Raw genomic sequence first — 25,690 nt, forward strand, 5'->3', positions numbered from 1 at the left:
GGTCGTTCACACAGAGACTCACGCGATGACCCACCTCTATGCCCGAGGCACGCCGAAGCAGGTCAACTTCTACACCACCCGGCGGGACGCAACCGTCATCTCGCGCACGCGCCCTCCCGGTTCCCGGCGTAGGTGGAACGCCACGCAGGGCTCCGGCCCGTTTCATGCGCCGCTCCGACCTCGTACCCCTCCGTCGCCGCCCGCCCGAGATCGTCAACCAGTGGTTGACGCGAAGAGTGCGTCAACCTATGGTTGACGCATGACGGAGGAGACAGAGCCGCTGAAGATGAATCACCCGGTACGCCTCGACGAGCTGATCGAGGGCATCAAGAAGGTGCACGGCGACGCACTGGACCAGCTCGCCGGCGCCGTCCTGGTCGCGGACCATCTGGGCGACCTCGCCGACCACCTGATCGGGCACTTCGTCGACCAGGCCCGCCGGTCGGGGGCGTCGTGGACGGACATCGGCCGCAGCATGGGCGTGAGCAAGCAGGCCGCCCAGAAGCGGTCGGCCGCGAAGGCCGAAACGGCGGCGGCCCTCGACCCGAACGCCGGCTTCGGCCGGTTCACCCCGCGCGCCCGCAATGTGGTGGTGTCCTCGCAGGAGGAGGCGCGGGCCGCCGGGAACGCCGAGATCACGCCCGGGCACGTCGCCCTGGGTCTGCTGGCCGAGCCGGAAGCGCTCGCGGCGGCGCTGATCGTGGCGCGGGGCGTACCCCTGGAGCGGCTGCGGGAGGCGGTCACCGCGACCCTGCCGGCGAAGGCCGAGACGGTCCCCGACCTGATCCCCTACGACGCGCGGGCCAAGAAGGTCCTGGAGCTGACCTTCCGGGAGGCGCTGCGGATGGGCCACAACTACATCGGGACCGAGCACATCCTGCTCGCCCTGCTCGAGGAGGAGGGCGGCGACGGCGTGCTCACCGGGCTCGGGCTGGAGAAGACGGCCCTGGAGCACGCGGTGGAGGGCGCCCTCGCCGAGATCACCCGCAAGCGGGCCTGACCCGCCCGGACAGCACCAGCGCTCGCACCGCACCAACGCCCGCACCGCAGAAGGCCCGAGCGGTATCAACGCCCGGACCGCACTGACGCCGGGCACGCGCCACGGGGGCGCGTGCCCGGCCGGTGCGTCAGTCGGTGAGGAAGCCGTAGCGGGCCGCGTGCTCCGGGTCGGCCGGGTCGACCTGCCGGATCCCCGCGTCGGCGAGGCGCTTGTTCACCTCGTCGAGCTGCTCGCGGACCAGCCGGGCCTCCTCGTCGGTGACCCGGCCGCGGTGCGGCTTGCCGGCGTGCTCGATGGTGCCGTAGTCGATCTTCTCGGCGGAGCGCCGGGCCTTGGGGGGCTTGACCCGCTCGGCGGTGCGCAGCAGCTGCGCCATCGGCATGTCGGTCGCCATCGCGTCGAACTCGCTGGCGGTGAGCACCACCCGGCGCGGCTCGCCGCCGCCGTGCCGGTCGTGGATCTCCACGACGGCCACGTCCAGCGCCGCGTCGTCGATGCTCTCGACCTCGACCGGGGTGGCGTCGAGTTGCACGGGCCCGGCCACGAGGTCCGGGTGCTCCAGCACGACGACCTTGACCACCTCGTCGTCGGGGCGCAGCACCTGGCCGCTGAAGTCGGAGACGTGGATCGTCTTCTTGCCCATGCGCGGAGTTTCTCCTGTGGTAGGCCGGGATTCGGACCACAAGACGTTACAGCACAGGTGTGCGAAAGCTCGGTGTGGAGCGCCCCGGTGTGTCGGGCGTCAGCGGGCGGTGAGGCCCCGCCGGGTGGAGGTGCCCGCCGGCAGTGCGTTCAGCTCGGCCCAGGAGAGCGACCCGCGGCGGGTTCCCCGGTAGTCGGCCTGCGCCGGGAACCGCCCGGCGGCCTCGACGGCCTGCCAGCGCTGCTCGGCGTCCTGCTGGTACCGGTCATTCGGCTGATTCGGCATGACCATTACCGTCCCAGAGAAACTTGTACATGTATGGAAATGAATATGACGCGGGATCGATGGCTCCGGTTCCGCGATCGACGATGATGTTCGGAATGCGTCTACCCACCCGACGGGCGCCTCAATCAACTCCGGCACCGGACCCGGCGCGCCGGGCGTACCATGATCACGTGCTCGACCGGCGGTTGTTCCTGCACCTGGCGACCTGGTTGGGGCAGTGGCCGGCGGGTCCCGGGCTGCATGTCGTCCGGTCGCACCGGCGCGCCCGGCCGGCCTGGGACGGGCGGCTGCGCCCGGCCCTGGCGGTCGCCTCGCCGGAGTGCGCGATCCTCTCGGTGCCGCCGGACCGGGCCGCCGTGATCCGGGCTCTGATCCGGGAGCGGCCCGGCGAGAAGCTGCTGCCCGCCCTGCCGGCGGCGGTCGGCACGCCCGAGTTCATCACCCACGCCGGGCTGTTCCGGTGGAGCACCGCGCCGGCACCGCTGCCGGACGCCGGCGAGTGGGTGCCGCCCAACACGCCCGGGCTGCCGCCCTGGCTGCGGCTGTTCGACCGGGAGGTGCTGGTGGTCCGGGACGCCGACGGGGCGTACCTGGCCGGCGCCGCGATCAAACGGCACGACGCGTACGGGCACGAGCTGGCGGTGGGGACGGTGCCGGCGGCGCGGGGGCGGGGTCTGGCGCGGCGGCTCGTCGCCCAGGCGGCCCGGCGGGTGCTGGACGAGGGAGCCGTGCCCACCTACCTGCACAACCACGAGAACTCCGCCTCGGCGCGGGTGGCCGAGGCGGCCGGCTTCCCGGACCGGGGCTGGACGTCCTACGGGGTGTTCCCGCGCTGACCGGTGCAGGCGCGGACCGTGGATCCCGGGCCGGATCCACGGTCCGCGGCCTGTCCCCCCAGGTCCTGACTCTGGTAACGCTATGTGTCCGCCTTGTGTCGAGCAAGGGGTGAAGGGCTGGTGACCCCTGTCCGGTTGCGGACTTGACCTGCGGTCCGGCTCGATCCGGTCCTCCGCAGCGATCAGTGACGCAAGGTGTGGATCAGGGAGACCACCTGGCGGGTCACGGGGCGCAGCACCCGGAGCCGGGACAGCCCCACCAGCCGGTCGACCAGCGGGACCGCGCCGTCGATGAGCTGGCGGGTCTTGGCCTGGCCGGGGGAGCGGTCGTGCACCCAGTAGAGCACCACGCCCATGTAGCCGAGCCAGAGCAGCTCGGGCAGGGGCTCGCGCAGCTCGTCGTCCACCCTGGCTGCCGAGCCCTCCAGCACCTCCCGGAAGAGCGCGACCGAGGCGTCCCGCGGGCCGGACGACTCGGCGGAGAACGGGCTGAGCGGCGAGGTGGGCTCGGCCGCCGTCTTGAAGAAGGCGGCGGCGAACGAGTGGTACGGCGTCAGTACGTCCACCCCGGCGTGCAGCACGGCGGCCAGCCGGGCGGCGAAGTCCCGCTCCCGGGCCAGCGCCGGCGCCGCCACCACCCGGTGCTCCCGCTGGGTGTCCGCGTAGAACTCCTGGATGAGGTGTTCCTTCGAGCCGAAGTAGTAGTAGGCGTTGCCCACCGCCACGCCGGCCTCCTGGGCGATGGCACGCATGGTGGTGCGCGCGTACCCCCGCTCGCGGAACAGCCGCATGGCGGTGTCCAGGATCAGCTGGCGGGTCTGCTCACCCCGGGCCGTCGGCCCGGTGCTCGGGCCACCCGCAGCGGTCGTCGGCGCAGTCTGCTCGGTCATCGTCGTCACCGTATCCCGGGTCCGGCCGGGGTTCCCGGACCAGCTCACGGACCGCGGAGGCGGTCGTCACCACCCGTCGGGCCAGCGGCAGCAGGTGCGGGCGGGCCAGCCGTTCGGCCGTCGCGCGGTGGTCGGCCAGGGCCCAGAGGCAGGCGAACCAGGCGCCGTCGCCCGCGTAGACCGCGCCGGTGTCGGCCACCACGGTCAGGTCCCGCAGCGTCGCGTCGTGGTCGAGCCCGGGGAAGCGCCGCCGGGCCTCCGCCGACCCGGCCGGCAGGAACTCCAGGGGTACGAGCTGGGCGCGCGAGGCGAGCCACTGCCGGGCGGCCCGGCACAGCGGGCAGTGGGCGTCGTAGAGGACGGTGAACCCGCGGATCCCACCGGCCCCGTGCCCGGTGGGATCCGCCGGGTGCCCGCCCGGGGAGAGCGTCATCGAGGCGGGGTGGGCGGGGCCTGCCCGGGTGCCGGGCCGGCCGGCGCCGCGGTGGGGGCGACCGGCCGGGGGCCGCCCTGGGGCGGAAGGTAGCCGACCGGGGCGATCGGCGGGTGGCCGGCCGCCTGCTGGCGCAGCCGCCCGCGCCGGTAGCGGCCCAGCGCGAAGACGTTGAAGAAGTGCAGCGCGCCGAGGACCAGCAGCACCCAACCCACCTTCATGGAGAGCTGTTCCAGGGCCTGGCTGGTGGTGCCCACCGGGCCGGCCTCCTTCATGGCCACCGTGACGTAGCCGAGGTTGAGCAGGTAGAAGCCGACCACCAGCAGGCTGTTGACCGCGTCGGCCAGCCGCTTGTCGGCGAAGACGTCCTCCAGGAACACCAGCCCGTTGCGGGCGAGCGCCCGGGCCACCCACACGGTCAGCCCGATGCTGACCGCGAGGTAGGCCAGGTACATCCAGACCTTCACGTCCATCCCCGTCGCCTCTCTTGAACGCGTTCAAATCGAAGTCGCGCTCAGCGTACGACAGCTTTTGAACACGTTCAAGTACGGCCGCCGGTGCGTGACCGGTATGGTCGCGACGGCGTTGTCGGAGTGGACGGGCGGCTCATGGAGATCGGTACGCGGGACGCGGGGGCGGGGCGGCTGGTCCTCAGCCTGACCGGCGACCTCGACATGGCCGGGGTGCCGACGTTCGACCGGGTGCTCGACGGCGTGCTGGACCGGCCCGACGTGGTGGAGATCGTCGTCGACCTCGGCGGTGTCGACTTCCTCGACTCGACCGGGGTGGCGGCCCTGCTGCGCGGCGCCGCGGAGGCGGTCGGCCGGGGCGCCACGCTCCGGGTGGCCGACCCGCAGCCGCTGGTGGCGCGGGTGCTGCGGATCACCGCGGTCGACGTCCTGCTCGGCTGGCCGGGTGGCCGGGACGACGACGGCACCGCCGTGGAACCCGGCTGGCGCCGCCTGCGCTGAACCGCCTCAGGGCTCCATGCGGGCCGCCGCCGCGCCGGACCATTCCACCAGCACCATGCTGGCGTCGTCGCGCGAGGCGGTGCCGCGGTGTGCCGCCACGGCCCGGCTCAGCCGGCGTAGCGTCTCCGCCGCGGGCAACTCCGAGCCGATGTGCCGCTCGGCGAGGTCAGCCAGCCGGGGCAGACCGAACATCTCCCCGGCCGCGTCGCGGGCCTCGGTCACGCCGTCGGTGTAGAGCAGCAGCCGGTCCTCCGGCTCCAGCCGGGCCTCGCCCGGTTCGCCGCCGGGCAGGTTCAGGCCGAGCGGCGGGCGCCGTCCGCCGGTCAGGGCCCGCACGGCCCGTCCCCGGCGCAGCAGCACCGGGGCGGGGTGCCCGGCGTTCACGTAGCGGACCTGCCCGGTGCCGACCTCGACCTCGGCCAGGACGGCGGTCACGAACCGCCCGTCCCGCCACTGGCTGAGCAGGGCCGCGTCGACGGCGGCCACCTGCTCGGCGAGCCCGCCGCCGGTGCGGCGGGCGGCCCGCAGGGCGGCCAGCGCGACGGAGGTGGTCAGCGTGGCGGGCAGACCGTGCCCGACCCCGTCCAGCACCGCGAGCGCGAGCCGGCCCCCGTCCAGCGCGTAGTCGAACGCGTCCCCGCCCACCTCGTAACAGGGCTCCAGGATCGCGCTGACGACGGCCGTGTCGGTCGCGAAGGTGAGCGGCGGGAGCTGTTGCCAGAGCAGCTCGGCCGAGACCGCCATGGGCTCGCTGCGCCGGACGCGGTGCAGGCCGTCGCCGTACGCGGACTTGCTGGCCACCAGGTGCCCGACGAGGCCGGCGATCGTCTGGCAGCCGTCCCGGAGGGCAGGGTCGCCCGGGTCCGCGCCGGCCGGCAACCGGACCTCCAGCAGGCCCAGCCGTTCGGTGCCGTCGACCACCGGCACCCAGAGCCGGCCGTCCTGCCCGGCCCGCACCCGCACCTCGGTGTAGGCGCGGCCGGGCAGGCTGGTGTCGATCGGCACCGGCTCCGGCAGCGGGCGACCCGCCTCGGGAAGCGGGCGCAACAGCTCCTGCTCGACGTCCACCAGGTACGTGGTCACGGCCACCCCGAGGTCGCGCACCGCCTCGGTCACCGCCGTGGACAGCGCGTCCGGAGGCACCCGGTGGGACCGGGCGGCCAGGTCGGCCAGCGCCCGGTGCCAGGGCTCGGTTGCGCTCATCCGACCCGTGTACCCCGGAACGCGTCCGGGCAGACCTCAGCCGGCCAGGCCGAGCACCTGTGCCGCCGCGCGGCCGTTGGCGTGGCTGGCGCCGTACGTGGTGACGAAGGCCCGGGCGCCGGTCGGCCGCCAGGCGCCCGGCCAGCCCATCTCGACCACGGTCACCGGGTGCGTGGCGGCCAGCGCGTCGACCAGCTCCGGGGCCCCGGGCAGCCGGTGCAGGTGGCGGCCGACCAGCACGACGGGCCGGTCCCCGGCGAGCCGGCGCAGCTCGTCCGGGTCGGTCTCGCCGGCGACCGCGCGGATCACCTCCGCCCCGGCCAGGTGCGGGCCCAGCCCCCACGGCACCCGCCCCTCGGCGATGGTGGAGGGGGCGTGCACCTGCACCACCAGCGGCGTGGCCAGGCCGGTGACGTCGCCCTCGACGCGCACCGCACGCAGGGCGGCGGCGTAGCCGAGGCCGTCCGGGGTCTCGGTCGCGGAGCCGCCCGCGGCGGTCCAGGCCGCCAGCTCGGCGGCCCGGCCGGCGGCCTGCTCGACGCGGGCCCGGTCCAGCCGGCCGTCACCGAGCGCCGCGACGATCTCCTCGACGACGTGCTCCACCAGGCCGGCGTCGACCTTCGCGCCGATGCAGAGCAGATCCGCCCCGGCGGCCAGGGCGCGGACCGCGGCCGGTCCCACCCCGCCCGCGGCCAGCGCGGCGCCCTTCATCTCCAGCGCATCGGTGATCACGGCGCCGGTGAACCCGTACTCGCCGCGCAGCAGGTCGACCAGGACCGCCCGGCTGAAGGTGGCCGGACCGTCGCCGGTCAGGGCGGGCACCCGGATGTGCGCGGTCATGACGGCGCGTACGCCGGCGTCGACCACCGCGGCGAACGGCGGCAGGTCACGCTCGCGCAGCACGGCCGGCGGCACGTCGACGGTGGGCAGCTCGTAGTGGGAGTCGGCGACCGTGGCGCCGTGCCCGGGGAAGTGCTTGGCGCAGGCGGCCACCCCGGCGGACTGGAGGCCGACGACCGCGGCCGCCGAGTGGACGGCCACCCGGACCGGGTCGGCGCCGAACGAACGGGTGCCGATCACCGGGTTCTCGTCGGCGGTGTTCACGTCGACGGTCGGCGCGAGGTCGAGGTTGATGCCGAGCGCGGCCAGCTCCGCGCCGATCGCCGCGTACACCTGGCGGGTCAGGATGGGGTCGTCGACCGCGCCGAGGGCGGCGTTGCCCGGGTACGGGCTGCCGGTGGCGTGCGCCAGCCGGGTCACGTCGCCGCCCTCCTCGTCGATCGCGAGGAGCACGTCCGGGCGGCCGGCGCGCAGCGCCGCGGTGGTCGCCGCCACCTGGGCCGGGTCGTGGATGTTGGTGCCGAACAGGGTGTGCCCGGCCAACCCCTCGGCGAGCAGGTCGACCGCCCAGTCGGGCGGGACCGGGCCGGGGTACGCCGCCAGCAGCGTGCCCAGCGCGAGCCGGCGGAGTCCTGGATCCAACCCCACGAGTATCCCCTTTCCCTGCCGGGTCGTCCGACAGCCCCGGATCGGGGTGGCCGATACGCTAACGGACACCCCTCGGCAGGCGTTTTGTGGTTAGCAAACTTTACTGAAAATAAAGGACGTGGCATGAGTGCGACCCGGCTGCCCGGCACCCCCCGACTGTTGCGGGCGCTCAACGACCGCGCGGCGCTGGAGCTGCTGCTCGAGCAGGGGCCGTTGACCCGGGCACGGATCGGCGAGCTGACCGGGCTCTCCAAGGTCACGGCGTCCCAGCTGGTCGAACGGCTGGAGGAGCGCGGCCTGGTCACCCGGGTCGGCGAGCAGGCCGGCGGGCGGGGCCCGAACGCCCAGCTCTACGCGGTCCGCCCGGGCAGCGCGTACGTGGTCGGCGTGGACGTCGGCGCCGAGCGGGTGGTGGCCGCCTGTGCCGACATCACCGGGGCGGTGGTCGGCCGGGTCGAGCAGTCCACCAAGGACACCGACGACCCCGTGGGCGTGGTGCACAACGCCGTGGTCCAGGCGGCCAGCAGCGCCGGCGCGGAGCTGTCCAGCGTGCGGCGGATCGTGCTCGGCACCCCCGGCCTGGTCGACCCCGGCACCGGCGACATCACCTTCGCGTTCAACCTGCCGCGCTGGCACAGCGGCCTGCTCGCCGCGCTCCGGGAGGACCTGCACACCCCGGTGGTCTTCGAGAACGACGTGAACCTGGCCGCCGTGGCCGAGGCGCAGTCCGGCGCGGCGCAGGGCACCTCGGACTTCGTGCTCGTCTGGCTGGACGCCGGCGTCGGTCTGGCCATCATGCTGGGCGGGCGGCTGCACCACGGCAGCAGCGGGGCGGCCGGCGAGATCGGCTACCTGCCGGTGCCCGGCGTGCCCATCCCGCGCGACGTGTCGAAGCGGGCCAAGCCGGCCTTCCAGCAGCTCGCCGGGGCCGACGCGGTCCGCGCGGTGGCCACCGAGCACGGCTTCGCGGCGGACTGCGCGGCCGACGCGGTGCGCGCCGCGATCGCCGCCGGCACCGCGGGCGGCCCGATGCTGGACGAGTTGGCGCGCCGGCTGGCGCTCGGCGTGGCGAGCACCTGCGTCGTGCTCGACCCGCCGCTCGTGGTGCTGGCCGGCGAGGTGGGCCAGGCCGGTGGGGCGGCGCTGGCCGAGCGGGTGCAGCACGAGGTCGCCGCGATCACCCTGGTCCGGCCGCGGGTGGTCAGCACCGGGCTGACCGAGGAGCCGATCCTGCGCGGCGCGCTGCGCACCGCCCTGGACGCGGTGCGCGACGAGGTGTTCGGCTCGACGGTCGGCTGACCGCCGGCCCGTCGTCGCCCGTGTCGCCATGTGAAGGAATTCTTCACGAGGTGACGAATCTCTGCAAGGAGTTGCCGGTGCGGCCCGGAGCCGGGCCGCACCGGTGCCGCTCAGATCAGGTCGCGGCGGCGGAACGCCGTGAAGGCCACTACCGTCAGGGCGGCGGTCAGGCTGAGCAGGACCACCAGGCCCGGTGCCCAGCCCAGCGAGTAGTAACCGTCGCAGAAGCCCGCGATGTCGCCGGAGCAGGCGTCGTTGTCCCAGAAGCGCGCCTCGCCGCTGAGCCAGGCCGCCAGGTAGCTGGAGAGCATGAACCGGTCCGGGCGGGTCACCGAGAGGATCTGGAACACCAGCCGCGCGCCCAGCTCCCACACCACCAGGTAGGCGGCCACCGTGCCGAGCGCCGCCGACGTGTGCCGGCCGAGCGTCGCCAGGGCGAAGCCGAGCGCCGCGGCGAGCAGCACCAGCACCAGCCCGCGCACCCAGACGGCCGCCAGTGACGACCAGAAGCCGCCGCCCAGCCGGCCGGTCAGCCCGGACGCCTCGCCGATGAGCCAGAACACCCCCAGGTAGACCACCGACGCCAGCGCGGAGAGCCCGAGCAGCCCGCCGAGCAGCGTGCCCAGCTTGGCGCCGAGCACCGCGAGCCGGCGTGGCCGCCAGAGCAGCAGGTTGACCACGCCGCCGGAGTTCAGGTCGGCGCCGATGTAGGAGGCGCCGACCAGGAACCCGAACATCGCCAGGAACGCGATCAGGAAGTACAGCAGCGGCTCGGCCTCGTTGGCGAAGACGAACACCCCGCTCAGATAGTCGGCGGTGCTCGGCAGCTTCTCCATGAGGGCCGGGTCGATCTGCGCGCAGTCCCGCGGCAGGTAGTCGTTCTCGTCCGGCGTCACGGTGCCCGCCTTGATCCGCAGGCAGCGGTCGTGCGCCAGCTCCAGGTTGCGTACCTCGTCGGCGGCCTGCGCCTGGGCCCGGCCCAGCTCCACCGGGGTGGGCCGGTGCGAGCCGGCCAGCGTGGTCGCCACGGTGAGCGCGAAGGCGACCGCCAGCAGCAGCACCATGAGCTGGACGAAGCGGCGGGCGGCCAGCCGCTCCAGCTCGGCACGGACCAGGTTCACGCGTCCACCTCCCGGCTCTCCCGGACGTCCAGGTCGATCACTCCGTCGCGCGGCGGCGCCCCGTCCACCTGACGGGGCAGCGCCGGATGCGGGTGGTCGCCGGTCAGTTCCAGGAAGACGCTCTCCAGGTCCGGCCGGAGCGGGACCAGCTCGCGTACCCAGAGGCCCTGCTCGCCCAGCGTGCGGCTGATCAGCTCGGGGTCGACGACACCGGTCACCACCAGGCGGTCGGACTGCGCGGTCACCGCCAGGCCGGCGCGGCCGAGCAGTTCCACGGCCTGTTCGGGCTCGGCCACCCGGACCTGCCACTGGTGCTGGTCGAAGCCGGCCAGCACCTCCTCCACCGGCCCGTACGCGACCCGCCGGCCGTGGCTGATGATCGTCACGTGGTCGCAGATGAGCTGGATCTCGGCCAGGATGTGGCTGGACAGCAGCACGGTCACCCCGGCCGCGGCGAGCGACCTCGTGAGGTCGCGCATCTCCCGGATGCCGGCCGGGTCCAGCCCGTTCGCCGGCTCGTCCAGGATCAGCAGCTCCGGGTCCTTGAGCAGCGCCGACGCGACCGCCAGCCGCTGCTTCATGCCCAGCGAGTAGCCCTTGACCCGCTCGTCGCCGCGGTCCCGCAGGCCGACCTGCTCCAGCACCTCGTCCACCCGGGCGGTGGGCACGCCGCCGGCCAGGGCCAGCAGCCGCAGCGTCTTGTGGGCGGTGAAGTTGCCGAAGAACTGGGGGCTCTCCACGATGGCGCCGACCCGCCCGGCCACGTCGGCCAGCCGCTCCGGGGACTCGGCCCCGAGCACCCGCATCCGGCCCGCGTCGGCCCGGACCAGCCCGAGCAGGGCCCGCAGCGTGGTGGTCTTCCCCGAGCCGTTCGGGCCGAGGAAGCCGTGCACCTGACCCGCCTCGACCAGCAGGTCGAACCCGTCGACGGCGATCCGGCGCCCCTGACGCAGCGTGTGGAACGTCTTGCGGAGACCGGCGATCTCGATGACCGCGCTCATCCGCACGCCTCCCGGCAGCGGTCGGGCATGAGGCGTCCTCCCGGAGTGGTGACCAACGACACGGCGCCCCACCCTATGGTGGCGACGCCGCCCGTGGGGGGCACCGAGCCGGCTGCGTGGTTGGATGGACCGGTGACTGGTGACCTGATCCCCGGCGCCGCCGGCGCCCCCGCCCCCTCGCCCGTGGACGCGGATCTGGTGGTCAGCCTCGACGGGGTCGGCGTCCGGCGCTCCGGCAGCGCGCTCCTGCAGGACGTCGACTGGCGGGTCGAGCTGGACGAACGCTGGGTGGTGCTCGGCCCCAACGGCGCCGGCAAGACCACCCTGCTCAACCTCGCCGCCGGCCGGCTGCACCCGACCACGGGCACGGCACACGTGCTCGGCGAGCGGATCGGCCGCACCGACGTCAACGAGCTGCGGACCCGGATCGGCCTCTCCACGGCCACGCTCGCCGAGCGGATCCCCACCGACGAGCGGGTCACCGACGTCGTGGTGACCGCGGCCTGGTCGGTGGTGGGGCGCTGGCGGGAGAGCTACGACCGCACCGACGAGGCCCGTGCCCGGGCGCTGCTCGGCCAGCTCGGCATCGGCCACCTCGCCGAGCGCACGTTCGGCACGCTCTCCGAGGGCGAGCGCAAGCGGGTGCAGATCGCCCGCGCCCTGATGACCGACCCGGAGCTGCTGCTGCTCGACGAGCCCGCCGCCGGGCTGGACCTGGGTGGCCGCGAGGACCTGGTGGCCCGCCTCGCCGACCTGGCGTACGACCCGGACGCCCCGGCCATGGTGCTGGTGACCCACCACGTCGAGGAGATCCCACCGGGCTTCACCCACGCGCTGCTGCTGCGCGAGGGGGGCATCGTGGCGCAGGGCCTGCTCGCCGAGACGCTCACCGCCGACAACCTGTCGAAGACCTTCGGCCTGCCGCTGGTCGTCGCGCGGGCCGGCGAGCGCTGGACCGCCCGCGCCGCCTGAGCCGGACGGGAGGGCACGCCGTGCAGCAGACCCGGATCGCCGTGGTGGGCAGCGCGAACATGGACCTGGTCGGCACCGCCGCGGCGCTGCCCCGGCCGGGGGAGACCCTGCTCGGCGACGACTTCGTCATGCTGCCCGGTGGCAAGGGCGCCAACCAGGCCGTCGCCGCCGTGCGGGCCGGCGCGTCCTGCGTGTTCCTCGGCGCGATCGGCTCGGACGCCTTCGGGGTCACCCTCAAGGCCCGGATCACCGCGGCCGGCGTCGACACCGGCCACCTCCGGGTGGTCTACGGCTCCTCCGGCGTCGCCCTGGTCATGGTCGGCGGCGCGGGTGAGCACGCCATCCTGGTCACCCCCGGCGCCAACGACGCGTTCACCGGTCTCACCGAGGGCGAGCTGGCGGCCGTACGCGAGGCGGACGTGCTGGTCGCGCAGCTGGAGGTGCCGGTCGAGACGGTGACCGCCGCGGCGCTGGCGGCCCGGTCGGCCGGCACCCGGGTGGTGCTCAACGCGGCGCCGGCCCGGCCGGTGCCGGCGGAGCTGCTCGCCGCGACCGACCTGCTGGTGGTCAACGAGACCGAGGCGCGCGCGCTCACCGGCCGGGGCCGGGACGACCCGGGGGCGCTGCTCGCGGCGGTGCCCCGCGCGGTGCTCACCATCGGCGGCGACGGCGCCTGGTACGTCGAACGGGACCGGCCGGCGGTGCACGTCCCCGCCGTGAAGGTCGACGTGGTCGACTCCACCGCGGCCGGCGACGCCTTCACGGCCGCCCTGGCGGTGGCCTGGGGCGAGGGACGCGAGCTGGTCGAGGCGGTGCACTGGGCGGCGGCGGCCGGTGCGGCCTGCGTCCGCAGGCTGGGCGCCTCGGTGGCGCTGCCCCGCCGGGTGGAGATCGACGAGCTGTTCAGCCGGCCGGTCTGACCTCAGGCGGCGCCGGCCCGGAACGCCCGCCGGTAGGCCGACGGCGAGGTCCGCATGGCCCGGCCGAAGTGGTGCCGGTAGGTGACCGGGCTGTCGAAGCCCACCGCCCCCGCGATCTCGGTCACCGGTGCGTCGGTCGTCTCCAGCAGGGCCAGGCTGGCCCGCACCCGCTGGTCGATCAGCCAGCGGATCGGGCTGGTGCCGGTGGCCCGGGCGAAGTGCCGCAGGTAGCTGCGGGTCGACAGGTGGGCCTGCCGGGCCAGCACGGCCACGGTCAGCGGCTCGGCCAGGTGGCGGACCGCCCAGGCCAGGCTCGCGGCGATCCGGTCGTCGTCCGGGTCCACGCTCACCGGCGCCTCGATGAACTGGGCCTGCCCGCCGTCGCGGTGCGGCGGGATCACCAGCCGGCGGGCCACCGCGTTGGCCACCACCGCGCCGAAGTCGCGCCGGACCACGTGCACGCAGAGGTCCAGCCCGGCGGCGCTGCCGGCGCTCGTGAGGATGTCGCCGTCGTCCAGGTAGAGCACGTCGGGATCGACCGTGACCGCCGGGTGGCGGCGGGCCAGCAGGTCCGCGTACCGCCAGTGGGTGGTGGCCCGCCGGCCGTCGAGCAGGCCGGCGCCGGCCAGGGCGAACGCGCCGGAGCAGATCGACATGAGCCGGGCGCCCCGGTGGTGCGCCCGGCGCAGCGCGGCCACCAGCTCCGGGGACGGGTCGGCGGCCACGTCCGGCACCCCGGGCAGGATCACCGTGCCGGCCGCGGCGAGGGTCTCCAGGCCGTACGGGGTGTGCAGGGCCGCCCCGCCGACGACCGGCACCGGGCCGGGGCGCTCCGCGCAGACGGTGAGCCGGTACCAGTCGACCTCCAGCTCGGGCCGGGGCAGCCCGAACACCTCGGTCACGATGCCGGTCTCGAAGACCGACATCCCGGGGTACGCGAGCACCGCCACGGTCCGGTCTACGGAGGTCATGGCGGGATGTTAGCGAAGGACGGCGATCACGCCACTCTCACCGGTGTCCGGGCGGGCCGCAGGATCGGGGCATGACCTTCTCCGTGCCGCCGGCCGACCCGGCGACCGCCGCCGCCCACTTCCACGCCCGACTCGCCTTCGAGACCGACGTCAGCGACGTGCACGCCGCCCTGGAGGCCGGCACGCCCGGGCTGGTCGTGGTCGACTCCCGCGGCGACGCCGCCTGGCGGCAGGGCCACCTGCCGGGCGCCCTGCACCTGCCCACCGCCGAGATCGCCGCCCGGGCCGCCGACCTCGTCCCGGCCGATTCGACCGTGGTGACGTACTGCTGGGGTCCCGGCTGCAACGGCGCCACCCGGGCGGCGCTGGAGTTCGCCCGGCTCGGCCGGAGGGTGAAGGAGATGCTCGGCGGCTTCGAGTACTGGGCGCGGGAGGGGCTGCCGGTGGTCACTCCGACCGGCACGGTGCGCCGCCGGCCCGACGAGCTGACCGCGCCCCGGTCGGCGATCGCCTGCGACTGCTGACCGGGTCAGTCGACCGGCTCGTCGGTGAGGCGTTCGCCCCGCCGGCGCAGCATGCCGAGCCCGGGGATGCCGGCCACCGCCAGCTTGAGGTCCCGGGTGACCGCCAGCAGGTCGTGCAGGTCCGGGCCGACCCGGTCCAGGGTGGCCAGGATCGGCAGCACGTCCGAGGTCAGGTGCTCCTTCAGCTTCGGCAGCTCGTCGACCAGCCGGATCGCCGCGGTCACCTCCTCCGGGCTGAGCTGCTCGACGAACCGGGTCGCCATCGGCGCGGCCCGGCGCAGCGCCGGCTCGTACGCCCCCAGCAGCTCCGCCGCGGTGCCGGCCGCCTCCTCGGCGGCGACCACCGTGCCGGCGGCCCGGGCCGCCACCGCGCCGGCCTCGGCGACCAGGGCGCCCGCCGCCCGGGCCACCCGCTCGGCCTCGCCCACCACGACGGCGGCGGCCGTGGCCACGCCGGTGGCACTCTCGATCGCCTCGGTGGCGGCGGCGCTGATCACGCCGACCTCCCGGACCGCCGCCTCGGCGTCGTCGAGCACCCGGTCGGTGCGGTCCAGGGTGCCCTCGATCCGGTCGACCACCCCGTTGATCCGCCGCAGCAGCGTCTCCACCTCGTCGAGCACCGCGAAGGCGCGGGCCGGCACGGCGGCGAACGCGGCGGCCGAGCCGAGCGCCTGGTCCAGGGCGGAACGGGTGAGCCCGACGACGGCGCCGGGACGGGGGAGGGGAATCGCCATGCCACCCAGTGTGCGTCGCGCCGGCCAGGACCGCCTGGTGGCAGCGGGCGGCCGGGGTCACACCCGGGCGGTCAGTGGCGGTCGCCCTGCTGCTCGACGGCCCGCTGCACGGCCCGGTAGATCTGCCCGAACCGGAGCGCGTCGGGCGTGCGCAGCAGCAGCATCTCCCGCCCGTGGTGCTGCACCCACAGCTCGTGCACCCGGTTGCCCCGCTCGTAGGAGCGGTCCAGCCAGCCGAGCGGCACCTCCAGGAACGGGGTCAGGGCCAGCCCGACCACCACGAACGCGGCCAGGATGACCAGCGCCAGCTTCCAGTCGCCCCGGTCCTGCGCGGCCCAGGCCAGCGAGAGCGCGCAGACCAACGCCACGAGCGGCGGCAGCGACAGCAGCAGGACCAGCACACCGCGCCCCAGGACCCGGCCCCGGACCGCCAGCGTGGTCACCCCACGGGCGTGCCAGACGTACGTGATGTCGGCGAGCGCGACGACGTGCCCGCCGGCGTGGATGGCCTGGGAGGTGACCTGTACCGCGTCGTCCCGGTAATAGAGGGTCATCATTCAGCCTAACCACCCGGAGTCCAGTGGGGACGGTGGGTGAACGGCCGGCGGGGTAGCGTGACCGCATGGTGGACCGGGACGGGGCCGGGGCGGCCGGCACCGAGCAGGAGCGCAACGTCGAGGTGGTCCGGCGATACCTGCGGACCTTCGTCACCAAGGATCTGGCCGAGCTGGCCGAGGTGGTCGCCGAGGACGTGGAGATCTACGGCTCCGGCACGGCGGTCCGCGGCCGCCGCTATTCCGAGGCGGCCGTGTCCTCGCCCGGGCTGACCGTGCTCGACCAGCGGATCGTGGAGATCTTCGCGGCCGGGGACCGCGTGGTGGTCTCCCTGGCCCAGACCTACCGGCGGGACGCCACCGGGGCCACCACGGTCCAGAGCGCCTGCAAGATGTACCGGCTGGCCGGCGGCCGCATCGTCCAGTTCTGGGGCGAGCAGGACACCTACGGCCTGCTGCGCGGCCTCGGGCTGCTGCCCGACGTCCCGATCACGTTCTGACCCCGCCGACCGGCGGGCGCGCTCTCCATGGCCCGCTGCACCGCCCGGTAGATCTGGCCGAAGCGCAGCGCGTCGCCGGTGTGCAGCAGCCGCACCGGCCGGCCCCGCCAGCGCGCCCACATCTCCAGCTCGCGGCTGCCCCGGGCGTAGGAGCGGTCGAGGTGTTCGAAGAGCACGTCGGCGAGCGGCCCGATGCCGAGACCCACCAGCACGGACGCCCCGACGATGGCGATCGTGACCACGGCGGAGCGGTGCAGCCAGACCGCGAGCCCGATGCCGAGCACGGCGGCCACCAGCGGGCCGGCGAGGGCGGCCCCGATCGCGCCGCGGCCGGCGAGCACCCGCCAGGAGCGGTCGCCCCGCCGGTGCCACACCATGCCCAGCTCGGCGAGCGGATAGCTGCGCCCGTCCACCCGGACAGCGGTGGAAGTGACCTGGACCGAGCGGTCGTCGTAGTAGGTGATCATGCCCTCACTCCCGGTGCGACCTGGAGCCGTCGACACCACACTGTCTACCCCAACGATCCCGGTCGTAAGGTTGGCACGCGACTTCGACGAGGAAGTGAGGGCAGCGTGGGCGAGTTCGTCAGGCTGGAAGTGAAGGACGGCATCGGCACCATCCGGCTGGAGCGGCCGCCGATGAACGCGCTCAACACCCAGGTGCAGGAGGAGTTGCGCGCCGCCGCCGCGGCGGCCACCGCCGACGCCGAGGTCCGCGCCGTCATCGTGTACGGCGGCGAGAAGGTGTTCGCCGCCGGCGCGGACATCAAGGAGATGGCCGACATGTCCTACGTGGACATGGCCGACCGGGCCGCCGACCTGTCCAGCGCCCTGGGCGCCATCGCCCGGATCCCCAAGCCGGTGGTCGCCGCGATCACCGGGTACGCCCTCGGCGGCGGCTGCGAGCTGGCCCTGGCCTGCGACTGGCGGATCGTGGCCGAGGACGCCAAGCTCGGCCAGCCGGAGATCAAGCTCGGCATCATCCCGGGCGCGGGCGGCACCCAGCGGCTGGCCCGCCTGGTCGGCCCGGCCCGCGCCAAGGACCTGATCATGACGGGCCGGATGGTCGACGCCGAGGAGGCGCTGCGGATCGGCCTGGCCGACCGGGTGGTCCCGGCCGCCGAGGTCTACGAGGCCGCCGTCGCCTACGTGAAGCCGTACCTGACCGGACCGGTGCAGGCGCTGCGGGCGGCCAAGCTGGCCGTCGACGGCGGCCTGGACATGGACCTCAACTCCGGGCTGGCCTGGGAGAGCCAGCTCTTCGCGGCGCTGTTCGCCACGGACGACCGGCGCGAGGGCATGGCCGCGTTCGTCGAGAAGCGCAAGCCCGGCTTCACCGGCCGCTGAGCCACGGTTCTCGGGTCGGCGGCCCACCCCGCCGCCGACCCGAGAACGGTTCACATCCCGCCTACCGGCCAGTAGCGTGTGACTCCGGTCATGACGAAGGGAAGTGGCGATGACGGAACGGGTCGAGGGGCACGGCGGCGAGCTGGCCCTCGCGGCGCTGCGCGCGCACGGCGTACGGGAGATGTTCACCCTCTCCGGCGGGCACGTCTTCCCGCTCTACGACGCCGCGCACCGGACCGGCTTCCCGATCTACGACGTCCGGCACGAGCAGTCCGCCGTCTTCGCCGCCGAGGCGGTGGCGAAGCTCCAGCGCCGCCCCGGCCTGGCCGTGCTCACCGCCGGCCCCGGCGTCACCAACGGCGTCTCCGGCCTGACCAGCGCCTTCTTCAACGCCTCGCCGGTCCTCGTGCTCGGCGGGCGGGCCCCGCAGTTCCGCTGGGGCTCCGGCAGCCTCCAGGAGATGGACCACCTGCCGCTGGTCGCCCCGGTCACCAAGCACGCCGAGACCGTGTTCAGCGCCGACGACATCCCCCGCGCCGTCACCGCGGCGCTCACCGCCGCGCTCACCCCGCACCGCGGCCCGGCCTTCCTCGACTTCCCCCTGGAAGCGGTCTTCTCGGTCGGCGACGCCGACCTGCCCGCGGTCACCCCGCCCGCCCCCGTCGAGGCCGACCCGGACGAGGTCGCGAAGGCCGCCGCCCTGATCGCCGGCGCGTCCCGGCCGGTGATCATCGCGGGCTCCGACGTGTACGCGGGCGACGCCGTCGAGGCGCTGCGGGCCGCCGCCGAGTCCCTCCAGGTGCCGGTCTTCACCAACGGCATGGGCCGGGGCGCGCTGCCGCCCGAGCACCCGCTCGCCTTCGCCAAGGCCCGCCGGGTCGCCCTCAAGAGCGCCGACGTGGTCGTGGTGGTCGGCACCCCGCTCGACTTCCGGCTCGCCTTCGGCGACTTCGGCGACGCGCGGGTGGTGCACGTCGTCGACGCGCCGACCCAGCGCGCCGGGCACGTCGAGCCCGCCGCCAGCCCGGCCGGTGACCTGCGGCTGATCCTCACGGCGTTCGCCCAGCACCCCGGCGACCGGGCCGACCACGCCGACTGGATCGCCCAGCTGCGCACCGCCGAGGACGCCGCGAAGGCCCGCGACGCGGAGGAGATGGCCGCCGAGAGCGACCCGATCCGCCCGGCCCGGGTCTACGGCGAGCTGCGCAAGGTGCTCGCCCCCGACGCCATCACCATCGGCGACGGCGGCGACTTCGTCTCGTACGCCGGCAAGTACCTGGAGCCCGCCCAGCCCGGCACCTGGCTCGACCCCGGCCCGTACGGCTGCCTGGGCACCGGGATGGGCTACGCCATGGGGGCCCGGGTCAGCCACCCCGACCGACAGATCTGCGTGCTCATGGGCGACGGCGCGGCCGGCTTCTCGCTCATGGACGTGGAGTCCCTGGTCCGCCAGCGGCTCCCGGTGGTGATCGTGGTCGGCAACAACGGCATCTGGGGCCTGGAGAAGCACCCGATGCGGGCCATGTACGGCTACGACGTGGCCGCCGACCTCCAGCCCGGCCTGCGCTACGACAAGGTGGTCGAGGCGCTCGGCGGCGCGGGCGAGACGGTGGAGAAGGCCGCCGACCTCGGCCCGGCCCTGGCGCGTGCCTTCGACTCCGGCGTGCCGTACCTGGTCAACGTGCTCACCGACCCGGGCGACGCGTATCCCCGCTCGTCGAACCTGGCCTGACCTCGACGCCGCGACCGCCGCCGCCCGGGTGACCGGCGACGGCGGTCGCGTCGTTTCGCCCGGAGACGAAAATCAGCGGTCTGTCAGCGCTTGTCGCCGTACCGTCAGCGCCGTCGCTCAAGGTGGGGTGACCAGCGAGAACGACGGGAGTTCCGATGACGTACGCGATCCGCGCGGAGGGTCTGGTGCGCCGCTTCGGCGCCACCACCGCGCTGGCCGGGGTGGACCTGGCCGTTCCCACGGGGACGGTGTTCGGGTTGCTCGGGCCGAACGGGGCGGGCAAGACCACCGCGGTCCGGGTGCTGGCCACCCTGCTCGTCGCCGACGAGGGGCACGCCACGGTCGGCGGCTACGACGTCCGCCGCGACGCCCACCGGGTGCGCCAGCTGATCGGCCTCACCGGTCAGTACGCCTCGGTCGACGAGAACCTGACCGGCACCGAGAACCTGCTGCTCATCGGCCGGCTGCTCGGCCTCTCCCGGGCCGACGCCCGGGCCCGCGCCCGGGTGCTGCTGGCGGACTTCCAGCTCAGCGACGCCGCCGAGCGGGCCGCCAAGACCTACTCCGGCGGCATGCGCCGCCGGCTCGACCTGGCCGCCAGCCTCGTCGGCCGCCCGCAGGTGCTGTTCCTCGACGAGCCGACCACCGGGCTCGACCCGCGCAGCCGCAACGAGCTGTGGGACATCGTGCGCACCCTGGTGGCCGACGGGGTGACCGTGCTGCTCACCACCCAGTACCTGGAGGAGGCCGACCAGCTCGCCGGCGAGATCGCCGTGGTCGACCACGGCCGGGTGATCGCCCAGGGCACCCCGGAGGAGCTGAAGGCGAAGGTGGGCGGGCAGGTGCTCGCCGTCCGGCCGGTGGACCTTGCCGACCTGCCCACGGTGCTCGCCGTCACCGGCGAGGTGGCCCGCGCCACCCCGGAGGTGGCCCACCAGACCGTCACGGTCGGCGTCAGCGACCCGGAGGTGCTGCCGGCGGTGGTCCGCCGCCTCGACGACGCGGGCGTACGCGTGGCCGAGCTGGCCCTGCGCAGCTCCAGCCTCGACGAGGTCTTCCTCTCCCTCACCGGCCACCGGGCCGAGGAGGCCACCCCCACCCTGGAAGGGAGCCCGGCATGACCACCCTCACCGCCACCGCGTCCCCGGTCGCGCCGGCCCGCCGGCCGGGAGTCCTCGCCGGCGTGCGACACACCCTCACCCTGGCCTGGCGCAGCCTGGTGCAGATCAAGCACAACCCGATGGAGCTGCTCGACCTGAGCGTCCAGCCGGTCATGTTCGTGCTGCTGTTCACGTACGTCTTCGGCACGGCCATCTCCGGCTCGCCCGGGACGTACCTGAAGTTCGCGCTGCCCGGCATCATCGTGCAGACCGCCCTCTTCGCCACCATGACCACCGGGTTCGGCCTCAACCAGGACCTCACCAAGGGCGTCTTCGACCGGCTCCGCGCCCTGCCGGTGGCGAGGTGGGCGCCGCTGGCCGGCCGGATCGTCGCCGACACGGTCAAGCAGGCCTGGTCCCTGGCGCTGCTGCTCGGCATCGGCATGATCCTCGGGTTCCGGCTCGGCAACGGCGTGGCCGGGCTGCTCGGCGCGCTGGTCCTGCTGCTCGTCTTCTCGCTGGCCGCGTCCTGGATCTCGGTGCTGGTCGGGGTGCTGGTCAGCGAGCCGGACAAGGTGCAGATCTTCGGCTTCATGGTGATCTTCCCGCTGACCTTCACCAGCAACGTCTTCGTGCCGACCGACCAGATGCCGAGCTGGTTGCAGCACTGGGTGAACGTCAACCCGGTCACGATCCTGGCCGACGCGCTGCGCGGCCTGCTGGTCGGCGGGCCGGTGGCCGGGCCGGTCGGGCAGTCGCTGCTCTGGGCCGCCGGGATCCTGCTGGTGTTCGCCCCGCTGTCGGTGCGGGCGCTCAGGCGTCGAGTGTGACGGCCACCGCCTCGGCGGCGGTGTCCCAGCGGTAGGTCAGCCCGCCCGCGTACGCCTCGGCGAAACCCGCCTCGCCGAGCGCGTCGCGGGCGGCCGCCTCCACCCGGGCGCGGTCCAGCACCGCGTGGTCCGGGCCGCCCCGGATCCCGGTGGCCGCACCGAGCAGCCGGGCGGCGGCGGCCGGACGGTCGAGCCGCAGCGCCAGATCGGCGTAGCCGACCAGCACCGCCGCGACCACCGGGGCGTCCTGCGAGCCGATCGCCAGCTTCAGGGCCTGGTCGTGCCGGGTGCGCGCGGAGACCAGGTCCCCGTCGGCGGCGTCCAGCACGCCCAGGTTGGAGGCGTTGAGCGCCCGCCACTGCGGGGCGATCGAGCGGTCGCCGAGCAGCCGGGCGGCCTCCCTGAGACAGGCCCGCGCCCCGGCCCGGTCGCCCTCCGCGCGCAGCAGCTCCGCCCTGCCGTACGCGATCGCCGCCCGGGTCTCGTCCGACCCGGAGACCTCGGCCTCCTGCACGGCCCGCTCCAGTTCCGCCCAGGCCCGCTCCCGGTCGCCGCGCCGCCACAGGTTGTGCGCCAGCCGCAGCCGCATCTCCGGCACGTCCTCCCGGACGCCCAGCTCCTCGAAGTAGGTCATGGCCTCCTCGTGATACGGCGTGGCCTCGGCGGCCTGGCCGCGCCGGTCGAGCAGGTCGGCCAGCGAGGTGAGGCTGAACGACATGCCCCACCGGTCGCCGACCCGGCGGTAGTGGGCCAGCCCGGCCCGCAGGTCCGCCTCCGCGCCGGAGTCCGGCAGGCCGCCGTTGAGCAGCGCGTGCGCCCGGACCAGGCGGGCGATCCCGGCCACCCACGGATCCGGGTCGTCGAACAGGGCCACCATGCCGGCCATGGCCGGCGGCTGGAAGTTCGCGCCGAACGCCGCGGCGATCGGCCCGGCCACGCGCAGCAGCGGATGCTCGTGCTCGTGTCCCCGGGACAGCTGCGCGGCCCGCACCAACCGCTCCTGGCTGACGGCGGCGTTGTCGGCGTGGGTGGCGGTCAGGTTCAGCGCGGCGGTGGCGAGGGTGAGCGCCGTGGCGGCGGGCGGGGCACCGGCCACCCCGGGCAGCGCGAGCACCTGGCCCGCCAGGTCGGCGCCCTCGGCGCGCTGGCCGGTCAGCCACCAGTACCAGCCGAGCGCCGCGGCGTACCGGACGGCGGTGGCGGCGTCGCCGGCGGCGATCACGTGGCGCAGCCCGGCGTGCAGGTTGTCCTGGTCGGCCGAGAGCCGGCGCAGCCAGTCCAGCTGGGCCGCGCCGCGCAGCTCCGGCTCGGCCGTCTCCGCCAGGACCAGGTACTCGGCGGCGTGTGCCCGCCGGACCCGGTCCACCTCACCCGCCTCGGCCAGCCGGTCCAGGCCGTACTCCCGGATGGTCTCCAGCATCCGGTACCGCGGCTCGCCCGTGCCACCGGCCACCACCAGCGACTTGTCCACCAGCGCGGAGAGCCGGTCGAGGACCTGCGCGTCGGCGCAGACCCGCTCGACCGCCTCCAGGGTCGCGCCGCCGGCGAAGACGGCCAGCCGCCGCCACAGCGCGCGCTCCCCGTCGTCCAGCAGGTCCCAGCTCCAGTCGACCACCGCCCGCAGCGTCTGGTGCCGGGGCAGCGCGGTCCGGCTGCCCCCGGTGAGCAGCCGGAACCGGTCGTCCAGCCGGGTGTCCACCTGCGCCGCGGTCATCGTGCGCAGCCGGGCGGCGGCCAGCTCGATGGCCAGCGGCATGCCGTCCAGCGCGCGGCAGATGCGCACCACCGGGCCCACCGTGGCCGCGTCCACGGCGAAGTCCGGGCGCACCGCACCGGCCCGGTCGGCGAAGAGCCGCACCGCCGGGTACGCCAGCGCGGTCCCCGGATCCGCGTCGGCCGGGGGCAGGGCCAGCGACTCCACCGGCCGCAGCGCCTCCCCGGTGATGCCCAGCGGCTCCCGGCTCGTGGCCAGCACCCGCAGCCCGGGGCACGCGGTGAGCAGCCGTTCCGTGAGGCCGGCCGCCGCGTCGAGCAGGTGCTCACAGTTGTCCAGCAGCAGCAGGACCGTACGCCCCGCGAGCGCCTCGACCAGCCGCCCCACCGGGTCGGCCGGCTCGGGGGCGGTGCGCCCGGCCCGGGCCAGCAGCGCCTGCTCGCGCAGGCCGAGCGCGGCCAGGGCGGCCTGCGGCACCTCGGCGGGGTCGGTGACCGGGGCGAGCGGCACCAGCCACACCCCGTCGGGGAAACGGCCGGCCACCGCCCGGGCCGACTCGACCGCCAGCCGAGTCTTGCCGGCCCCGCCCGGGCCGGTGAGGGTCGCCAGGCGGAACCGGTCCAGCAGCCCCGCGACCCGCACCACCTCCTCCTCGCGTCCGACGAAACTGGTGAGCGTGGCGGGCAGGTTCCCGCGCGCGGGGCGTTCCGGACCGGCCGGGGTGGGGCGGACCGGGGCGGTTGCCGGCTCGCCGCGCAGGATCTCCAGGTGCAGGGCGGTCAACTGCGGGCCGGGGTCGGTGCCGAGGGTGTCGGCCAGGGTGACGCGGAGCCGTTCGTACTCGGCGAGGGCCTCGGCCGGGTGGCCCGCCCGGTGCAGCGCCCGGATCAGCAGCCCGGCCAGCCGCTCCCGCAGCGGATGGGCGGCGACCAGCTCGCGCAGCTCGGGCAGCAGGGTGTCCGGCGCCGACCGGTCCAGCCGTGCCTCGGCCAGGTCCTCGGTGGCGGCCAGCCGCAGCTCGGTGAGCCGGGCCACCGGCGCGCGGGCGAACTCGGCGTCGGCCACGTCGGCCAGGGCCGGGCCGCGCCAGAGCGCCAGCGCCTCGGCCAGCCGGCGGCAGCCCTCGGCCGGGTCGCCGGCGACCCGGGCCCGGCCGGCCCGGACGGCGGCCTCGAACCGGTGCACGTCCACGTCGTCCGGTGCGACGGCGAGCCGGTAGCCGCCGGGCTGCGCCTCGACGGGCAGCCCGGACCGGCGGAGCCGCGAGACCAGGGCCTGGAGGGCGTTCGCGGCACCGGCCGGCGGCTCGCCCGCCCAGAGCGCCTCGCCGAGCCGGCCGACGGTGACCGTGCGGCCCGGCTCCAGGGCCAGCAGGATCAGCAGGCGGCGCAGCCGGGCGCCGCCCACCTCCACCGGCGTGCCGGTGTCGGCGCGCACCTCCAAGGGGCCGAGCAGGCTGATCCGCACGGCGTCGATTCTGCCCGGCCGGCGCTCGGCGCCGGTGCTCAGACCTCGGGCCGGTCCCGGTCGCCCTGCCCGCGGCGCAGCTCCTCCTCACGCCGGCGCAGGTCCTCCTCCCAGCGGCGGAGGCGTTCCCGGTCCTCGGCCCGGGAGCGCTCGGCGAGCGAGGAGAGGAACTCGGGGTCGTCGTCCGGCGCGACCGGCCGGCGCTTCTCCTCGGAGAAGCCGTTGCCCATCGGCCACGCGGTACGCGTCCGCCGGGCGCCGGCCTCCCGGCCGGCGACGAACCAGGCGATCGAGCCGACGAGCGGGAAGAACAGGATGATCAGCACCCAGGCGATCCGGGGCAGCGCGCGGATCTCGCCCTCCTCGGCGGAGAGGCAGCTGATCAGGGCGCACACGGCAAGCACGAGCTGGGCCAGGAAGAGCAGCCCGTAGAGGCGAACCATGCCGGACATCATGGCGCACCGGGGACGCTCAGCGCAGCCCGCGCACCACGTGCAGGACGCCCAGCAGCGCCAGCCCGGCCGCGGCCAGCGCGGTGAGCGGGACCGACCAGCGTTCCACGCCCCGCGGCCCGGCGCCGGTGGCCCGGCGCCAGTCGACCACCAGGACGCCCAGCCAGGCGACCACCGCGAGCCCGGCCAGCACCGCGTCGAAGGCGTCCCCGGCGAACACCAGCCGCACCTCCAGCAGCAGGACGGCGGTGACCGCGAGCAGCGTGCGCCGCCAGGCCAGCCGGGTGCGCTCCGGTTGCAGCCCCGGGTCGCGGCTCACCCGAGGCCCCGGGCCAGCACGGCGACCACCAGCAGCAGCGCGCCGAGCGCGACCACCAGGGCCAGGACGGCCGGGAAGCGGGACGCCGGCAGTTCCTCGCCCAGCCGGATGGCCCGCTCGGTGCGGGACCAGTGGTCCACGGCCCGGATCGCGACCGTGGCGCCGAGCAGCAGCAGCGCGACGGCGATCACCTCGCGCAGGTGGGCCAGGGGGAGCCGGGGGAGGAACTGCGCGGCGGCCAGCCCGCCGGCGATCAGCGCCAGCCCGGTGCGCAGCCAGGCCAGGAAGGTGCGTTCGTTGGCCAGCGAGAAGCGGTAGTCCGGCGTCCTGCCGACGGACCGCAGCTCGCGCGGGTCGAACCAGCGCCTGATCGCCTCCCACACAT

The 25,690-nt window shown here is 75.2% G+C and carries 29 protein-coding genes; 12 read left to right on the forward strand and 17 right to left on the reverse strand.

Annotated features, from left to right (window positions below; translation table 11 throughout):
* Nucleotides 1-259 precede the first annotated feature (259 nt).
* Nucleotides 260-1,000, forward strand: coding sequence for a Clp protease N-terminal domain-containing protein (locus tag ABZW14_RS05420; RefSeq protein WP_355340215.1), 741 nt, complete (start codon nucleotides 260-262; stop codon nucleotides 998-1,000).
* A 127-nt stretch (nucleotides 1,001-1,127) separates the two neighbouring features.
* Here the strand turns inward: ABZW14_RS05420 and ABZW14_RS05425 are convergent, their stop codons facing one another.
* Complete coding sequence (locus ABZW14_RS05425) at nucleotides 1,128-1,643, reverse strand: hypothetical protein (protein ID WP_355340217.1); 516 nt, start codon at nucleotides 1,641-1,643, stop codon at nucleotides 1,128-1,130.
* A 99-nt stretch (nucleotides 1,644-1,742) separates the two neighbouring features.
* Nucleotides 1,743-1,928 (reverse strand): DNA repair protein, encoded by a 186-nt coding sequence (locus ABZW14_RS05430; RefSeq protein WP_355340220.1) that lies wholly within the window; start codon nucleotides 1,926-1,928, stop codon nucleotides 1,743-1,745.
* A 170-nt stretch (nucleotides 1,929-2,098) separates the two neighbouring features.
* Here ABZW14_RS05430 and ABZW14_RS05435 point away from each other — a divergent pair, with 170 nt between their 5' ends.
* Nucleotides 2,099-2,764 carry a GNAT family N-acetyltransferase gene (locus tag ABZW14_RS05435; protein ID WP_355340223.1) on the forward strand — a complete coding sequence of 222 codons (666 nt, stop codon included), beginning with the start codon at nucleotides 2,099-2,101 and terminating at the stop codon, nucleotides 2,762-2,764.
* Nucleotides 2,765-2,946: 182 nt separating this feature from the next.
* Here ABZW14_RS05435 and ABZW14_RS05440 read toward each other — a convergent pair whose 3' ends face one another.
* From ABZW14_RS05440 to ABZW14_RS05450, 3 genes are read right to left on the reverse strand one after another with little or no spacing between them, the layout of a single operon-like run.
* Nucleotides 2,947-3,654 (reverse strand): TetR family transcriptional regulator, encoded by a 708-nt coding sequence (locus tag ABZW14_RS05440; RefSeq protein WP_355340226.1) that lies wholly within the window; start codon nucleotides 3,652-3,654, stop codon nucleotides 2,947-2,949.
* On the reverse strand, nucleotides 3,587-4,087 hold the full coding sequence (locus ABZW14_RS05445) for a DCC1-like thiol-disulfide oxidoreductase family protein (RefSeq protein WP_355340229.1): 501 nt from the start codon (nucleotides 4,085-4,087) through the stop codon (nucleotides 3,587-3,589). The genes ABZW14_RS05440 and ABZW14_RS05445 overlap by 68 nt, the downstream gene beginning before the upstream one ends.
* Nucleotides 4,084-4,560, reverse strand: coding sequence for a hypothetical protein (locus ABZW14_RS05450; RefSeq protein WP_355340231.1), 477 nt, complete (start codon nucleotides 4,558-4,560; stop codon nucleotides 4,084-4,086). Before ABZW14_RS05450 ends, ABZW14_RS05445 begins: the two co-directional genes overlap by 4 nt.
* Before the next feature lie 135 nt (nucleotides 4,561-4,695).
* Here ABZW14_RS05450 and ABZW14_RS05455 point away from each other — a divergent pair, with 135 nt between their 5' ends.
* Nucleotides 4,696-5,058 carry an STAS domain-containing protein gene (locus tag ABZW14_RS05455; RefSeq protein ID WP_355340234.1) on the forward strand — a complete coding sequence of 121 codons (363 nt, stop codon included), beginning with the start codon at nucleotides 4,696-4,698 and terminating at the stop codon, nucleotides 5,056-5,058.
* Nucleotides 5,059-5,064: 6 nt separating this feature from the next.
* Here ABZW14_RS05455 and ABZW14_RS05460 read toward each other — a convergent pair whose 3' ends face one another.
* Together ABZW14_RS05460 and ABZW14_RS05465 are read right to left on the reverse strand one after the other, a co-directional pair.
* Nucleotides 5,065-6,261 carry a PP2C family protein-serine/threonine phosphatase gene (locus tag ABZW14_RS05460; RefSeq protein WP_355340237.1) on the reverse strand — a complete coding sequence of 399 codons (1,197 nt, stop codon included), beginning with the start codon at nucleotides 6,259-6,261 and terminating at the stop codon, nucleotides 5,065-5,067.
* Nucleotides 6,262-6,297: 36 nt separating this feature from the next.
* Nucleotides 6,298-7,749: a glycoside hydrolase family 3 N-terminal domain-containing protein gene (locus ABZW14_RS05465; RefSeq protein ID WP_355340240.1), complete on the reverse strand. Its 1,452-nt coding sequence runs from the start codon at nucleotides 7,747-7,749 to the stop codon at nucleotides 6,298-6,300.
* Nucleotides 7,750-7,872: 123 nt separating this feature from the next.
* Here ABZW14_RS05465 and ABZW14_RS05470 point away from each other — a divergent pair, with 123 nt between their 5' ends.
* Nucleotides 7,873-9,048, forward strand: a complete 1,176-nt coding sequence (locus ABZW14_RS05470; protein WP_355340242.1) for an ROK family transcriptional regulator — start codon at nucleotides 7,873-7,875, stop codon at nucleotides 9,046-9,048.
* A gap of 110 nt (nucleotides 9,049-9,158) precedes the next feature.
* Here ABZW14_RS05470 and ABZW14_RS05475 read toward each other — a convergent pair whose 3' ends face one another.
* A complete protein-coding gene (locus ABZW14_RS05475) occupies nucleotides 9,159-10,169 on the reverse strand; it encodes an ABC transporter permease subunit (RefSeq protein WP_355340245.1) in 1,011 nt (336 codons plus the stop codon).
* Nucleotides 10,166-11,170, reverse strand: a complete 1,005-nt coding sequence (locus ABZW14_RS05480) for an ATP-binding cassette domain-containing protein (RefSeq protein WP_355340248.1) — start codon at nucleotides 11,168-11,170, stop codon at nucleotides 10,166-10,168. The genes ABZW14_RS05475 and ABZW14_RS05480 overlap by 4 nt, the downstream gene beginning before the upstream one ends.
* A 75-nt stretch (nucleotides 11,171-11,245) precedes the next feature.
* Between ABZW14_RS05480 and ABZW14_RS05485 the strand changes: the two genes are divergently transcribed.
* Complete coding sequence (locus ABZW14_RS05485) at nucleotides 11,246-12,142, forward strand: ABC transporter ATP-binding protein (RefSeq protein WP_355340910.1); 897 nt, start codon at nucleotides 11,246-11,248, stop codon at nucleotides 12,140-12,142.
* Nucleotides 12,143-12,162: 20 nt separating this feature from the next.
* Entirely contained in the window at nucleotides 12,163-13,062 is a 900-nt protein-coding gene (locus tag ABZW14_RS05490; protein WP_355340251.1) for a ribokinase, read from the forward strand.
* A 2-nt stretch (nucleotides 13,063-13,064) separates the two neighbouring features.
* Here the strand turns inward: ABZW14_RS05490 and ABZW14_RS05495 are convergent, their stop codons facing one another.
* The gene (locus ABZW14_RS05495) at nucleotides 13,065-14,033 is read right to left on the reverse strand and encodes a helix-turn-helix domain-containing protein (protein ID WP_355340254.1); all 969 of its coding nucleotides are present in this window, start codon (nucleotides 14,031-14,033) and stop codon (nucleotides 13,065-13,067) included.
* Between the two features lie 71 nt (nucleotides 14,034-14,104).
* Here ABZW14_RS05495 and ABZW14_RS05500 point away from each other — a divergent pair, with 71 nt between their 5' ends.
* A complete protein-coding gene (locus ABZW14_RS05500; protein ID WP_355340257.1) occupies nucleotides 14,105-14,557 on the forward strand; it encodes a rhodanese-like domain-containing protein in 453 nt (150 codons plus the stop codon).
* Nucleotides 14,558-14,562: 5 nt separating this feature from the next.
* On the opposite strand, the gene ABZW14_RS05505 is transcribed toward ABZW14_RS05500, so the two are convergent.
* Both ABZW14_RS05505 and ABZW14_RS05510 read right to left on the reverse strand, forming a co-directional pair.
* Nucleotides 14,563-15,291, reverse strand: a complete 729-nt coding sequence (locus ABZW14_RS05505) for a hypothetical protein (RefSeq protein WP_355340260.1) — start codon at nucleotides 15,289-15,291, stop codon at nucleotides 14,563-14,565.
* Between the two features lie 71 nt (nucleotides 15,292-15,362).
* A complete protein-coding gene (locus ABZW14_RS05510; RefSeq protein WP_355340913.1) occupies nucleotides 15,363-15,845 on the reverse strand; it encodes a DUF6232 family protein in 483 nt (160 codons plus the stop codon).
* Nucleotides 15,846-15,913: 68 nt separating this feature from the next.
* Between ABZW14_RS05510 and ABZW14_RS05515 the strand changes: the two genes are divergently transcribed.
* Nucleotides 15,914-16,345: a nuclear transport factor 2 family protein gene (locus ABZW14_RS05515; protein WP_355340263.1), complete on the forward strand. Its 432-nt coding sequence runs from the start codon at nucleotides 15,914-15,916 to the stop codon at nucleotides 16,343-16,345.
* On the opposite strand, the gene ABZW14_RS05520 is transcribed toward ABZW14_RS05515, so the two are convergent.
* Complete coding sequence (locus ABZW14_RS05520) at nucleotides 16,291-16,812, reverse strand: DUF6232 family protein (RefSeq protein WP_355340266.1); 522 nt, start codon at nucleotides 16,810-16,812, stop codon at nucleotides 16,291-16,293. The two genes, ABZW14_RS05515 and ABZW14_RS05520, sit on opposite strands and share 55 nt — an antisense overlap.
* A gap of 105 nt (nucleotides 16,813-16,917) precedes the next feature.
* Between ABZW14_RS05520 and ABZW14_RS05525 the strand changes: the two genes are divergently transcribed.
* The 4 genes from ABZW14_RS05525 (at nucleotide 16,918) to ABZW14_RS05540 (ending at nucleotide 21,353) form a co-directional block, all read left to right on the forward strand.
* Nucleotides 16,918-17,691, forward strand: coding sequence for an enoyl-CoA hydratase-related protein (locus ABZW14_RS05525; RefSeq protein WP_107077603.1), 774 nt, complete (start codon nucleotides 16,918-16,920; stop codon nucleotides 17,689-17,691).
* Nucleotides 17,692-17,800: 109 nt separating this feature from the next.
* Entirely contained in the window at nucleotides 17,801-19,423 is a 1,623-nt protein-coding gene (locus tag ABZW14_RS05530) for an acetolactate synthase (protein ID WP_355340270.1), read from the forward strand.
* Between the two features lie 155 nt (nucleotides 19,424-19,578).
* The gene (locus ABZW14_RS05535) at nucleotides 19,579-20,544 is read left to right on the forward strand and encodes an ATP-binding cassette domain-containing protein (protein WP_355340273.1); all 966 of its coding nucleotides are present in this window, start codon (nucleotides 19,579-19,581) and stop codon (nucleotides 20,542-20,544) included.
* Nucleotides 20,541-21,353 carry an ABC transporter permease gene (locus ABZW14_RS05540; protein WP_355340276.1) on the forward strand — a complete coding sequence of 271 codons (813 nt, stop codon included), beginning with the start codon at nucleotides 20,541-20,543 and terminating at the stop codon, nucleotides 21,351-21,353. Before ABZW14_RS05535 ends, ABZW14_RS05540 begins: the two co-directional genes overlap by 4 nt.
* On the opposite strand, the gene ABZW14_RS05545 is transcribed toward ABZW14_RS05540, so the two are convergent.
* The 4 genes from ABZW14_RS05545 to ABZW14_RS05560 are packed head-to-tail and all read right to left on the reverse strand — an operon-like array spanning nucleotide 21,337 to nucleotide 25,688.
* Nucleotides 21,337-24,534, reverse strand: a complete 3,198-nt coding sequence (locus ABZW14_RS05545) for a BTAD domain-containing putative transcriptional regulator (RefSeq protein WP_355340279.1) — start codon at nucleotides 24,532-24,534, stop codon at nucleotides 21,337-21,339. The genes ABZW14_RS05540 and ABZW14_RS05545 overlap by 17 nt on opposite strands.
* A gap of 38 nt (nucleotides 24,535-24,572) precedes the next feature.
* Nucleotides 24,573-24,977, reverse strand: a complete 405-nt coding sequence (locus ABZW14_RS05550; RefSeq protein ID WP_355340282.1) for a PLD nuclease N-terminal domain-containing protein — start codon at nucleotides 24,975-24,977, stop codon at nucleotides 24,573-24,575.
* A gap of 28 nt (nucleotides 24,978-25,005) precedes the next feature.
* Nucleotides 25,006-25,305, reverse strand: a complete 300-nt coding sequence (locus ABZW14_RS05555; protein WP_355340285.1) for a DUF202 domain-containing protein — start codon at nucleotides 25,303-25,305, stop codon at nucleotides 25,006-25,008.
* Nucleotides 25,302-25,688 carry a DUF202 domain-containing protein gene (locus ABZW14_RS05560; protein WP_355340288.1) on the reverse strand — a complete coding sequence of 129 codons (387 nt, stop codon included), beginning with the start codon at nucleotides 25,686-25,688 and terminating at the stop codon, nucleotides 25,302-25,304. The genes ABZW14_RS05555 and ABZW14_RS05560 overlap by 4 nt, the downstream gene beginning before the upstream one ends.
* Nucleotides 25,689-25,690: the final 2 nt, after the last annotated feature.

This window comes from Micromonospora sp. NPDC004551 (assembly GCF_040609975.1).
Taxonomy (GTDB): domain Bacteria; phylum Actinomycetota; class Actinomycetes; order Mycobacteriales; family Micromonosporaceae; genus Micromonospora.